This is a genomic window from Actinoplanes nipponensis, from assembly GCF_016862275.1.
Taxonomy (GTDB): domain Bacteria; phylum Actinomycetota; class Actinomycetes; order Mycobacteriales; family Micromonosporaceae; genus Actinoplanes; species Actinoplanes nipponensis.
On record NZ_BOMQ01000063.1, the window covers coordinates 273,495 to 285,870 of the forward strand.

Consider the following 12,376-nt stretch of genomic DNA (forward strand, 5'->3'; position numbering starts at 1 on the left):
TCGGCGGGAGAGGATGCTGTCGTGTCGGTGGAGGCAGGACGTGTCGCGGCAGCTCTCGTACGCCGGGTCCGGCTGCCCAACGACCGGCGCACGCCCGCCGCGGCCCGGGCCCTGGTCCGCTCGGTGCTCGAACAGGCCGGGCTGGACACGCTCGTCAACGAGGCCCTGCTGCTGACCACGGAACTGTCGACGAACGCGGTCGTGCACGCCGGCACGGAAGTGGACATCGAGGTCGACGCCGACCCGGCCGGCCTGACCGTCACCGTGACCGACTTCGCCCCGGGACCGGTCGAGCAGCTGGCCGTCGGGCCCCGCAACGAGCAGTCGGACATCGGCGAGGTGGCCGAACGCGGCCGTGGGCTGCTGCTGGTCGACCACTTCGCCAGCCGCTGGGGCACCGTGCACGAGGGCGTCGGCAAGGGCGTCTGGTTCCGGCTGGAGAGCAAGGAGACGGCCGGCGCGGACGCCGCGGCGGTCACGGACGGTGAGGCTGCCCCGACCGTCGGCGAACTGACCACGCTGCTGCAGATCGGCCCCGAACGGCACACCGACGACACCCTGGCCGACTTCGCCACCGAGCTGCTGTCCCGGCTGGCCCGGCTGACCGGCGCGACCGGCGGCGTGGTCCGGCTGGACCGCGGTGACGGCGGCGGCCGCCAGCTGCTGGCCCGACACGGGCGGGCCCCGCGCGACGACGCCGAGACGATCCGGGTGCCCCTGTCGGTGCAACGGCCGTACTCGGGCGAGCTGGAGCTGGACGCGTCCCCGGCCGGGTACGCCCAGCCGCTGGCCACGATCGTCGCCGAGCGCTTCTCGCTGCACCTGGAGAACGACCGGCTGCGCCGTACCGACCTGCGCCGGCAGACCTGGCTGACGTTCCTGGCCGAGGCCAGCGAGCTGCTGGCCCAGTCCCTCGACGTCAACCTGACGATGGCGCTGATCCCGCAGCTGGTGGTGCCCCGGCTCGGCCAGTGGTGCGCGGTGCACACCACGGACGCCTGGGGCCGGCTGCAGCTCGCCGCGGCCACCCACGCCGACGAGGCGGCCGTACCGATGCTGCACGCCACGCTGGCCGAGACCGGGCCGGATTCCGTCCTGGCCCGCCTGGAGGAAGCGTCCCGGCTGGGCCAGCAGGTCATGTTCGGCACCCCGCCGGAGGGCTTCGCGGTGCCGCTGGTGGCCCGCGGCCAGCGGCTCGGCACCCTGGCGGTGGGCCGGCACCAGCGCCACCGGCACGACGGCGAAGAGGTCGCCGTCCTGGAGGACGTGGCCCGCCGGGCGGCGCTGGCCATCGACAACGCCCGGATCCACGACGAACGCCGCCAGGTGGCCCGCACGCTGCAGGCCTCGCTGCTGCCACCGGCGCTGCCGCACGTGCCGGGCGTCGGCTTCGCCGCCGAGTACGTGCCGACCGGCTCGGAGGTCGGCGGCGACTTCTACGACGTGGTCCCGGCCGGCGACGACAGCTGGCTGGTCGTGGTCGGCGACGTGTCCGGCAAGGGCGTCCAGGCGGCCACGGTCACCGGCCTGGTCCGCGACGTGATCCGGATCCTGGTGGACGACGGCAAGCCGATGACCGAGATCCTCTGCCGGGTGAACCGCACGCTGGTCCAGCGCGGCGGCGGCCGCTACTGCACGCTGGCGATGGCCTCGGTCACCCGGGCCGGCCAGGACCTGCGGGTCTGCCTGCACCTGGCCGGGCACGACCGGTCGGTGCTGGTCCGCGCGGACGGCAAGACCTCGTTCGTGGGCGAGGGCGGCACGGCCCTCGGCCTGCTGGAAACCATCACCTCGCCGGACGTGACCGTCATGCTGCAGCCGGGCGACTCGCTGATCTTCTACACCGACGGCGTGACGGAACGGCGCCGCGGCCGCGAACTGTTCGGCACGGCCCGCCTGTCCGACGCGGCAACCCCGCTGGCCGGCTACCCGGCGGACGTGATGGCGGCCCGGCTGCGCTCGACCACGATCAACTTCTCGGTCGAGGAACCCCGCGACGACATCGCCATCCTGGTGCTCCGCAACGACGCCTGATTTCTGTCGTACCGCTGCGGCAAGCTGAACGCCGTGCCGAAGACACAGTTCTACACCGCGACCAGCATCGACGGCTTCATCGCCGATGCCGACAATTCCCTCGACTGGCTGTTCGAGGTCGACGAGGGCGGAGACAACCCGTTCGGGACGTTCTTCGCCGGCGTGGGCGCCTTCGCGATGGGCGCCACCACCTACGAGTGGGTGCTGGAGCACGACGCGCTCCTGGAGAACCCCATCAAATGGGCCGACTACTACGGCGACACCCCGGCCTGGGTGTTCAGCCACCGGTCACTGCCGCCGATCCCGGGGGCGAACCTGACCTTCGTGCAGGGCGACGTGCGCCCGGTCCACGCGGCGATGGCCGAAGCGGCCGGGGAGAAGAACATCTGGATCGTCGGCGGGGGCGAGCTGGCCGGGGCGTTCGCGGATGCCGGACTGCTGGACGAGCTGATCGTGGGCGTGGCGCCGGTGACGTTGGGGGGCGGTGCGCCGTTGCTGCCGCGGCGGATGACGTCTTCTCGGGTGCGGTTGGTGGGGGTGGAGCAGCGGGGGCAGTTCGCTTATCTGAGTTATCGGGTGGGGGCGCCGGTGGGGTGATGGGTTGGTGGGCTGGACGGGTGCGAGCTTGACGGCCGGCAGCCCGAGGCTGGCGGGTCGAGGCCCGGCAAATCGGATGCCCGGCGGGTTGAGACCGGCGGGTCGAGGCCACGACAGTCCTTGCCGTCCGGCGGTCGAGACGCGCGGCAGCCTCGACGCAGGTGGGCGGGGGTCTGGCAGGTGGGCGGCAGCAGAGTGCCCATGCCTGAAAGGCAGCGGGTTCCGGCGGGGATGCTGGGCCGTGCGCCTCCGCACCTCCGTGCCTTCGCGCCGCCGCGTCCCTCAGCGGCCTCACGGCCTGGCGGCCTTGTTGGCCTTGGCGACCCAGCAGTCCGGCGGCCTTGCCTGCCCGGAAGCCTTGGCGAGCCGACTACCCGACTACCCGACAGCCCGGCAGCGTTGCGTGCCCGGCAGCCGGGCCCGGTCAGGGCTCGGTCCTGGTCCTGGTCCGGTAAGTCTGGTGTCGGTCCGGTCCCGGTGGCGCGGCAGCCCGGCAGTCTGGTGCCGCTCCGGCCTCGGCGGCGTGGCAGCCCGGAATCCGGCGTCCCTCCGGCCTCGGCGGCGCGGCAGCCCGGAATCCGGCGTCCCTCCGGCCGCGGCAGCCCGGAATCCGGCGTCCCTCCGGCCTCGACGGCGCGGCAGCCCGCGGCAGTCCGTGGCAGTCGTCCGGTGTCCTCCGGCCCCGACGGCTCGGCAGCCCGGCGATCCGGCAGCCGCCCCCGGGCCCGGCAGCCCGGTGTTCCTCCGGCCCCGGCAGCCGCCCCCGGGCCCGGCAGCCCGGTGTTCCTCCGGCCCCGGCGGCTCGGCAGCCCGGCGATCCGGCAGCCGCCCCCGGGCCCGGCAGCCCGGTGGTCCTCCGGCCACGGCGGCTCGGCAGCCTGCGATCCGGCAGCTGCCCGCGGGCCCGGCAGCCCCGCAGCCCGGTGTCCCTCCAGCGGCGCGGCAGCCCGGCGATCCGGCAGCCGCCCCCGGATCCGGACTGCCAGACCGGAGCCCGAGCCGGCAGTCCGAGCGCCCTCGCAGTCCCGTGTCTCTCCGGCCCCGGCGGTCCAGCCGAGCGGCGGCGGCCGGAGTGGCCAGGTCGCCGGTGGCGAGCGTGGCAGCGAGCGGTCCGGTCGCCCGGCGGTTCGGCCGCCCCACAGCCTTGGCGGCTCGGCAGCTTTGCCGACCCAGCAGCCCTACCGACCACACACAGCCCTACCGACCCCGCAACATACTGGCCGGCATGTCCATGGCCTGGCGGCCAACGCCCGCCCACGTGGGCTAAATCCGACTTTTTGCCACCCCAGCCGTGGCATCGTGTTGTTCGTGGCAAAGACGCAGTACTACACCGCGACCAGCATTGACGGCTACACGGCCGATCTGGACAATTCCCTCGAATGGCTGTTCGAGGTCGATGAGGGCACGGACAACCCGTTCGGCGCATTCTTCTCCGGTGTGGGCGCCTTCGCGATGGGCGCGTCCACCTACGAATGGGTATTGAAGAACGACAACGTCCTCGAAGAGCCGGAGAACTGGCACGAAATGTACGGCGACGTCCCGTGCTGGGTCTTCACCCACCGCGAGCTCCCGCCGGTGCCGGACGCCAACGTCTTCATGGTCAGCGGCGACGTGCAGCGCGTCCACGAGGCGATGCTGGTGGCCGCCCAGGGCCGCAACGTCTGGCTCGCCGGCGGGGGCGATCTGGTCAGCGAGTTCGCGGACGCGGGGCTGCTCGACGAGATCATTCTGGCGATGGCTCCGGTCATGCTCGGCGCGGGCACACCGCTGCTGCCGCGCCGGCTGACGTCGCAGCAACTCGCGCTGACGCATGTCGCACAGATGGGGCAGTTCGCCTATCTCACTTATGCGGTGGGGTCGCTGGCGAAGCTGGGCCGGCACCTGGCCGCGGACGCGTTGTCGCGGCAGCCGGCTTACCGCTGAGGCGACGGTGAGCCGGCGCCCGGCGGCTTGAGCGGCAGGCCCCGGGCCAGCGCCATGACATGCTCGAACCACTGTTCAACCGGCGCGATCTCACCCTGCACGGTTCTGTAGGGCTGGACGTGGCCGTCCGCGTGTGCAAGGACCCAGCGTTCCGGCTCCTCGAGAAGGCAACGGGCGTCTCGGTCGGCCAGATCCTCGCCGTCTACCAGGCGACCCTGCCATTCCGCCGCGGCGACGTTCCACCCGGGCGGCGGGTCACGGAAGTAGAGACCGATCCATCCGGCCTCGTACCAGCGCTTCAGAACCGCCGCGCACGTCGAGGCGGGCCAGGGGCCGTGCTCCACTGCGAGTGGTCCCAGGCCGTCACGGGAGCCGTGCGGGATCTCGTGCAGGGGCGCCTCTTCCCGTACCAGGATTTCCATCTGCCCCAGAAAGTCCGTGAGATCGTCCACAACGAGCATTATGCGCCCGGTGTGCCGACCGGGTGGGTGCGGCCTTTCGGCGGTTCGAAGCACCTCCATGGTTGGCATGATCAATTGCTCTTGGGGATGGCATTTCCCGGACCGGATGCGAGATAATTTACCGGTGCGGCAGCTCCAATTGTTCACGACGTCCGAACTGGCGCAGATGCGCGATCGCAGCGCGTCCCGTGGCCATTCTCCCGAGCGTGAGGAATTCCGTCGCGAGCATGAGCGCCATCGCGCTTGGGGCCTACAACAGCGGCACGCCCGGCGTCTCCGCCGCCTGCATGGCCCACGACCAGCCGCCGCCATGGGAGTCTGCCGACCGCACCGACCACTTCCGCTCCGGACTCCAGAGGCAGTGCCGGCGCAGGCGCAAGAATCACCACCGCATAAAACACGCGAGCCACTATCGGCCCGACCGCAGCAGGCCACCACCGTCCAGGACAAGCAAGTCACTAACGAGCCGCACGCGAGACACCGCGCAAGGGACACGCGAACCGCTACCGAAGCGAGCACGGGAAGCAGTCCTCCACAGCCGGCAGCCGGCAGCCGGCAGCCGGCAAGGCGAGGGTGCTCGCGAACAGGCCACTCAGGTCGAGGCCAGGCGCGGCGACGGCTCGGGCCGAAGGCTGGGCGAAACTGCGCTTCGCCCCTACCCGCACAGGGTCACGGGCAACGCGGCATCCCACCCATCACGGTCGGCGAAGCATCGCCCCGGCACGCCGAAAGCCGCATCTCCCCTCCACCGAGCCAAGGCCACCGAAGTGCCTCCACCGAGCCAAGGCCACCGAAGTGCCACCGCAAGCCAAGGCCACCAAAGTGCCACCGTAAGCCTCAGTTGCCGAAGTGCCACCGCAAGCCACCGCCGCCGAGGGACCACCGAGCCACGGCCGGCCGGCGAAGACCCGGCAAAAGGTCGCCCGCAGAGCAAAACCGCCCGCTGGACGAAAAGCTCGGCGAAAGCCATCCGCCGAAACACGCCACTCCACGAAGAATGCTTTCAGGAGACCACGGCCCGCAATTTACCGGCGAGCGCCGAAAGCATGCGGCAACGCCGCCCGCCACCACAAAAGAAAGGAAGAGGTCTCCCATCCACGCCAGTCCCGCAGCGACTCGGCCAGGCCCGAAGCCGGGCCTGGCCGAGAACAACCAGAACGAGGCACATTTCAGAACAGATCGCGCCGCCCCGCCATGTCCACCGTCGTGCTGATCGGCGGCGGGGCGGCGATCACCACGCATCGGCCGCCCCGGGCCAGCAGCACCCCTCGCACCGCGTCCAGGATTCCTTCGACCCGGGCCGGTGGCAGCGTGCCCGGCAGCACCGCGTGCACCGTGCCCAGCCCCGCCGATCCGCGCACCGGGACTGCCATCCCGGCCGCGTCCTGCAGTGCGTACACCGCTGCGTGCAGGTCGGCGATCGGGACCGCTATGCGCAGCGCCACGTCGTCGCGGTCGAAGGGGTACCTTCCCCACCATCGGGGGGCCGTCGGCGTCACCGTCGCTTCGTCGCCCAGGGCGGTCGCCACCTGCGCCGCCTGCCCTATCGCGTCCGCCGTGTCGCCCTCCAGCAGCACGGCCAGCGCCCCGCCCGCCGCGGGCCCGGACGGAGCCGGCAGGTCGACCTCGATCGCGCTCGGCGTCACCCGTTGGGCCAGCGTCGCCTCGACCAGGTCGCGCACCTGGAGCGGGGTCGTGGCCGGCGCCAGCACCCAGCGGCGCGCCGCCGGCAACGGCTGGAGGCGGAAGCCGGCCGACACGATCACGCCGGTCACCTCGGCGATGCCGGGGTTGCCGTTCTCGCCGTTGGACTCGGCCGGCACGCCGTCGACGCCCACGTAACTGATCCGCTCGACCTGCGCGGCGGGGCTGCCGTACCGGTGGCGCAGCGGGCCCGACTCGTTGACCGCGAGCATGCCGCCGATCGTCGCCGCCGGCGACGGCGGGTCGACCGCCAGGCGCTGGCCGCGCAGCGCCAGGGCCGCCTGCACCGCCCGCACCGGCGTGCCCGTGCCGATCTGGGCCGTGCGCTGCTGCGGGTCGTGGTCCCAGATGCCGTCCAGGCGGGCCGTGTCGAGCAGAAGGTCGATGCCCGGCGGCGGGCTGCCCCAGTCGATTTTGGAACCGGCGCCGCGCGGCAGCACCGCCAGGCCGCGCTCCGCCGCCAGGCGTAGCGTGTCCATCACCGCGCGGGTCGTCGCCGGCGCCGCCACGAAGCTGGCCAGGTGGCCCGCCACCATGTCCGCCGCGACCGCCTCGCGGGCGAAGTCGGGGCCACAGATGTCGATCAGTGCGCGCAGCAGCGGCTCACGCCCGGGAAGCGCGGTCACCATCAGCCCTCCCCGAAGATCGCACAGCTCGAAGATCGTCCATTCTGGCCTATCGTACACATGTTCGAATGGCGAGGGGAGAGGTGCGTGTGGCCGCGACCGCGCCCGCCCGGCCGGTAACGTGGTTCAGCGTGACCACCGACATGCCCACGACCCCGCCCGCGGTCCGCCAGGTGCCCGCCGAGCGCACCTTCCACGGCGACACCGTCACGGACGAGTTCTCCTGGCTCGCCGAGAAGGAGAACCCGGACACGATCGCCTACCTGGAGGCGGAGAACGCCTGGACCAAGGCGGCGACGGCGCACCTCACCGACCTGCAGGACACGGTCTTCCAGGAGATCAAGGGCCGCACCCAGGAGACGGACCTGTCGGTGCCCAGCCGCAAGGGCGGCTTCTGGTACTACACCCGCACGGTCGAGGGCAAGCAGTACGGCATCCAGTGCCGCGTCGCCGCCGCGCCCGGCGAGGTCGACCCGCCCGCCACCGGTGACGGCGCCCCGCTGCCGGGCGAGGAGGTGCTGCTCGACGGCAACCAGCTCGCCGAGGGCAAGGAGTTCTTCGCGCTCGGCACCTTCGACGTGAGCCCGGCCGGCGACCGGCTGGCCTACTCCGTCGACTTCGACGGCGACGAGCGTTTCGTGCTGAAGGTCAAGGATCTGCGCATCGGCGAGGTGCTCAGCGACGAGGTCCCGGACACGTTCTACGGCAGCGCGTGGTCGGCCGACGGCTCCACCCTGTTCTACATCACCGTCGACGACGCCTGGCGGCCCAACAAGGTCTGGCGGCACATCGTCGGGCAGCCCGCCACGGACGACGTCGTCGTCTACGAGGAGGCGGACGAGCGCTTCTGGGTCGGCGTGGAGCTGACCCGCAGCGAGAAGTTCATCGTCATCGACGCCAACAGCAAGGTGACCAGCGAGGTCCGGGTCATCGACGCGGCGGCGCCGACGGCCGAGCCCGCAGTGATCCGGGAACGGGTCCAGGGCCTGGAGTACTCCGTCGAGCACCACGGTCACCGGTTCCTGATCCTGCACAACGAGAACGCCGAGGACTTCGCGCTGGCGTACACCTCGGTGGACAACCCGGGCGACTGGGTGGAGCTGATCCCGCACCAGAGCGGCACCCGGCTGGAGTCGGTCGACGCGTTCCAGCGGCACCTGGTCGTCTCGCTGCGCCGCGACGGGCTGACCGGGCTGCGGGTGATCGCCGACGGCAGCACGGACAGCTACGACATGGAGTTCCCCGAGCCGCTGTACAGCGTCGGGCTGGCCGGCAACCCCGAGTACGACACGAACATCGTGCGGATCAGCTACACCTCGATGGTCACGCCGGACTCGGTCTACGACGTCGACCTGATCACCCGCTCGATGGTGCTGCGTAAGCAGAAGCCGGTGCTCGGCGGGTACGACCCGGCCGACTACGAGCAGTTCCGCGAGTGGGCGGTCGCCGACGACGGCACCCGGGTGCCGATCTCGCTGGTGGCCCGCAAGGGCACGCCGCGCAACGGCACCGCGCCGCTGCTGCTCTACGGCTACGGCTCGTACGAGATCAGCATGGACCCGTACTTCTCCATCGCCCGCCTCTCGCTGCTGGACCGCGGCGTCGTCTACGCCATCGCGCACGTCCGCGGCGGCGGCGAGATGGGCCGGCGCTGGTACGAGGACGGCAAGATGCTGACCAAGAAGAACACCTTCACCGACTTCGTGGCGTGCGCCCGGGCGCTCGTGGCGGCGTCGTGGACCACGCCGGAGCGGCTGGTGGCGCGCGGCGGCTCGGCGGGCGGCCTGCTGATGGGCGCGGTGGCCAACCTGGCGCCGGAGGCCTTCGCGGGCATCGTCGCCCAGGTGCCGTTCGTGGACCCGCTGACCTCCATCCTGGACCCGTCGCTGCCGTTGACCGTGACGGAGTGGGAGGAGTGGGGCAACCCGCTGGAGGACGCCGACGTGTACGCGTACATGAAGTCGTACAGCCCGTACGAGAACGTCGGGAAGCTGGCGTACCCGAAGATCCTCGCCGTGACCAGCCTGAACGACACCCGGGTGCTGTATCACGAGCCGGCCAAGTGGATCGCCCGGCTGCGCTCGGTGGCGCCCGAGGGCGCGTACCTGTTGAAGACCGAGATGGGCGCCGGGCACGGCGGCCCCAGCGGCCGTTACGACGCCTGGAAGGAGGAGGCCTTCGTGACCGCCTGGATCCTGGACACGGCGGGCCTCGCCGAGGCTCGCTAGGCTCCGGGGGCCCGGCCGCTGCGGCCGGGCCCCGGGCCTCAGGCGATCCGCAGCTCGTCGAGGTCGGTGCTGCGGCGCAGGAAGATCAGGCCCACGCCGACCACCAGCAGCATGACGAGCAGGGCGGCGCCGCCGAGCACGGCCAGCTGGCCCAGCGGCACCGGCACGGCCAGGGTGACCTCGGGACTGAGGTGCCAGTACGGCGAGGTGAGGTCAGCGCACTGCGCCTCGGTGCCGTCGCAGGTCCCGCCGCCCCCGGCGGTCGCCTCCTGGGCGACCCCGCGGACCAGGCTCAGCCCCACGGTGAGCGCCACCAGGACGGCCGGCACCAGCGGGGTCAGCGTCTGCCAGGCCAGCGATTCGCCCAGCACGCGGCGCGGCACCCCGGCCGCCACCAGCGCGGCGTAGGTGCGGCGGCGGGTCACGATGCCCTCGGCGAGGGCCACCATGATGCCGGCGGCGGCCACCACCACGCCGACGGCCACGGCGACGCGGACCAGGTCGACGGAGTTGAGGTAGAAGCTGTTCTCGGCGCCGTAGCCTTCGCCGCCGTCGGCGCTCAGCCTGTCCGCGGCGTCGGAGGCGGCGAACTGGGTGACCATGTAGGCGCGGTAGCCGAGCACCCCGGCCCCGATCACCAGCGCGGCCAGCAGGGCGGAGAGCGTGCGGCTGCCGTTCCACGGGTCGGCCATCAGGTGCCGGCCCGCGAGCAGGACGGCCGGGCGGCGGCCGAAGCGGTGCAGCAGCCGGCCGCCGGTGTAGCTGATCCAGCCGGTGCCGACCACCACTCCGACGACCGCGAGCAGCACCACGACGAACGCCCCGGCGATCGACAGGTCCCGGCCGGTCGATCCGCCCGCGTGGGCCAGGAACTCCCCCAACGGCCGGATGACGAACGGCACGAACACCCCGGCGAGGATCAGCACCCCGGGCCAGAGCCGGGGTTTGCGGGACCGGGTGCGCCGCACCACGCCGAGCGGCGTGATGATCACCCGGCGGAGCAGGAAGGCGCCAATCAGCCCGGCGAGCACCGGCACCAGCAGCAGGACCAGGACGAAGGCCGCGATACCGGGCAGCACGTCGGTGGGCAGCGGCCGCCGGCCGTCCGCCTCCGGGTGGTCGAGCAGCACGCGCAGGGCCAGGAAGACACCGGTGCCGAGCAGCGAGCCGAGCAGGGCCGCGGTCGCCGTCTCGGCGGCGGCCAGCAGGACCGCCTGCCCGGGTGTCGCGCCGGCCAGGCGCAGGGCGGCCAGGCGGCGGTCCCGGGCTGGGCTGCCGAAGCGGATGCTCTGCCCGGCCAGGAACAGCACCGGTACGGCGAGCAGCAGCAGCGTCATCACCACGCCGGGGCGCAGCCCGGGCTCGGCGATGAGCGGGCTGCTGTACCGGGTGTTCCAGGCCGCCGAGCCGTCCCCGGGGTCACCGAGTTCCGGCACCGCCCCCACCGTCGCCGCGGCGAGCAGCACGACCGCGGCCAGCACCGCACTCGCCGCGGTGAACGCCATGCGCAGCGCGTCGGTCCGGCCGCCGCCGGCCGCCAGCCGCACCAGCGTGGCCGGTTTCATGCGCCCAGGCCCAGGCCGAGACCGGTCGGGTCGAGCACGCCGTCGCGGAGCGCGACCTCGCGGTCGGCGTACGCGGCGATCCGCGGCTCGTGGGTGACCAGCACGACCGAGGTGCCCTGCTCCCGGGCCACGTGCACGATCTCGGTCAGCACCTGCTCGCCGGTCAGCACGTCCAGCGCGCCGGTCGGCTCGTCGGCGAACAGCACCCGGGGCTCGGTGACCAGCGCCCGGGCCACCGCGCAGCGCTGCTGCTGGCCGCCGGACATCGCGCCGGGCAGCTGGTCGGCCAGGTCCCCGACGCCGAACCGGCCGAGCCACAGCGTTGCGCTCTTCCGCGCTTCTCGCCGCCCCGAACCGGCGAGAAGCAACGGAAGAGCGACGTTCTCGGCGGCCGTCAGCTCCGGCACGAGCTGGCCGAACTGGAACAGCACCCCGAAGTCGGTGCGCCGCAGCCGGGACCGGGCGGCCTCGCTCCACAGCCCGATGTCCTGGTCGCGATAGCGCACCTCGCCCGCGTCGGTCCGCAGGATGCCGGCGAGGCAGTGCAGCAGCGTGGACTTGCCGCAGCCGCTCGGACCGGTGACGGCGACGATCTCGCCCGCGGCGACGGAGATGTCGAGGCCGCGCAGGGCCGGCGTGGGGCCGTACGAGCGGTACAGGCCGGTCCCGGTGAGCAGGGCGGTCATGTGATCACCTCTTGATGCAGGTCGGTGACGCGCGCGAGGGTGGTCTGCAGCCAGCGGAGGTCCGCGTCGAGATGGGCGATGGCGTAGTCGGCGGCGACGACGTCCCCGGCGGAGGCGTCGCGCGCGGTCTTGACCGCGGTGAGCTCGCGCAGCCGGGCGACGTGGGCGGCGCGCTGGGCGATGAGGTAGTCGGTGGCCGCGGCCGCGCCGGAGGCCAGCAGGCTGACGACGACCTTGGCGAACAGCGTGCTGGAGACGTACGGGGCGGGCGGCTCGACGGCGGCCAGCCACTCGTCGAGTCGCTGCCGGCCGGCGTCGGTGAGCGCGTACGAGGTGCGGTCGGGGCCGCCCTCGCGGTCCTGGCCGGTCTGTGCCACCAGGCCGTCGCGCTCGAGGCGGCCGAGGGTGGCGTAGACCTGGCCGAAGGCGAGCGGTTTGGCCCGGGGCAGCCGCTCGTCGTGCGCCTTCTTCAGCTCGTACCCGTGTTGCGGGCCGGCGCAGAGCAGCCCGAGCAGCACGTGGGAGGTCGACACCCCACCCACTATTCACTCA

General features: G+C 72.6%; 9 protein-coding genes. 4 read left to right on the forward strand and 5 right to left on the reverse strand.

Annotated elements, in window-relative coordinates:
* Positions 1–21 precede the first annotated feature (21 nt).
* The 3 genes from Ani05nite_RS27785 to Ani05nite_RS27795 all read left to right on the forward strand — a co-directional run bounded on the left by Ani05nite_RS27785 (position 22) and on the right by Ani05nite_RS27795 (position 4,554).
* Positions 22–2,034, forward strand: a complete 2,013-nt coding sequence (locus Ani05nite_RS27785) for a SpoIIE family protein phosphatase (RefSeq protein WP_203773108.1) — start codon at positions 22–24, stop codon at positions 2,032–2,034.
* A 33-nt stretch (positions 2,035–2,067) separates the two neighbouring features.
* Complete coding sequence (locus Ani05nite_RS27790) at positions 2,068–2,631, forward strand: dihydrofolate reductase family protein (RefSeq protein WP_203773110.1); 564 nt, start codon at positions 2,068–2,070, stop codon at positions 2,629–2,631.
* A 1,308-nt stretch (positions 2,632–3,939) separates the two neighbouring features.
* Positions 3,940–4,554: a dihydrofolate reductase family protein gene (locus tag Ani05nite_RS27795; protein WP_203773112.1), complete on the forward strand. Its 615-nt coding sequence runs from the start codon at positions 3,940–3,942 to the stop codon at positions 4,552–4,554.
* On the opposite strand, the gene Ani05nite_RS27800 is transcribed toward Ani05nite_RS27795, so the two are convergent.
* Both Ani05nite_RS27800 and Ani05nite_RS27805 read right to left on the reverse strand, forming a co-directional pair.
* The gene (locus tag Ani05nite_RS27800; RefSeq protein WP_203773114.1) at positions 4,545–5,006 is read right to left on the reverse strand and encodes a hypothetical protein; all 462 of its coding nucleotides are present in this window, start codon (positions 5,004–5,006) and stop codon (positions 4,545–4,547) included. The genes Ani05nite_RS27795 and Ani05nite_RS27800 overlap by 10 nt on opposite strands.
* Positions 5,007–6,184: 1,178 nt before the next feature.
* Positions 6,185–7,348, reverse strand: a complete 1,164-nt coding sequence (locus tag Ani05nite_RS27805; RefSeq protein ID WP_203773116.1) for an FAD-binding oxidoreductase — start codon at positions 7,346–7,348, stop codon at positions 6,185–6,187.
* Positions 7,349–7,476: 128 nt separating this feature from the next.
* Between Ani05nite_RS27805 and Ani05nite_RS27810 the strand changes: the two genes are divergently transcribed.
* Positions 7,477–9,573, forward strand: coding sequence for a S9 family peptidase (locus Ani05nite_RS27810; RefSeq protein ID WP_203773118.1), 2,097 nt, complete (start codon positions 7,477–7,479; stop codon positions 9,571–9,573).
* A gap of 38 nt (positions 9,574–9,611) precedes the next feature.
* Here the strand turns inward: Ani05nite_RS27810 and Ani05nite_RS27815 are convergent, their stop codons facing one another.
* The 3 genes from Ani05nite_RS27815 to Ani05nite_RS27825 are packed head-to-tail and all read right to left on the reverse strand — an operon-like array spanning position 9,612 to position 12,357.
* Positions 9,612–11,138 (reverse strand): FtsX-like permease family protein, encoded by a 1,527-nt coding sequence (locus tag Ani05nite_RS27815; protein WP_203773120.1) that lies wholly within the window; start codon positions 11,136–11,138, stop codon positions 9,612–9,614.
* Complete coding sequence (locus Ani05nite_RS27820; RefSeq protein ID WP_203773122.1) at positions 11,135–11,824, reverse strand: ABC transporter ATP-binding protein; 690 nt, start codon at positions 11,822–11,824, stop codon at positions 11,135–11,137. The genes Ani05nite_RS27815 and Ani05nite_RS27820 overlap by 4 nt, the downstream gene beginning before the upstream one ends.
* Complete coding sequence (locus tag Ani05nite_RS27825) at positions 11,821–12,357, reverse strand: PadR family transcriptional regulator (protein ID WP_203773125.1); 537 nt, start codon at positions 12,355–12,357, stop codon at positions 11,821–11,823. Before Ani05nite_RS27825 ends, Ani05nite_RS27820 begins: the two co-directional genes overlap by 4 nt.
* Between the last annotated feature and the right edge of the window lie 19 nt (positions 12,358–12,376).

What these genes read in the sequence shown, in the direction of transcription:
- Ani05nite_RS27820 (WP_203773122.1), bottom strand. Translation starts at nt 11,824, where the DNA reads ATGACCGCCCTGCTCACCGGGACCGGCCTGTACCGCTCGTACGGCCCC.
- Ani05nite_RS27805 (WP_203773116.1), bottom strand. Translation starts at nt 7,348, where the DNA reads ATGGTGACCGCGCTTCCCGGGCGTGAGCCGCTGCTGCGCGCACTGATC.
- Ani05nite_RS27815 (WP_203773120.1), bottom strand. Translation starts at nt 11,138, where the DNA reads ATGAAACCGGCCACGCTGGTGCGGCTGGCGGCCGGCGGCGGCCGGACC.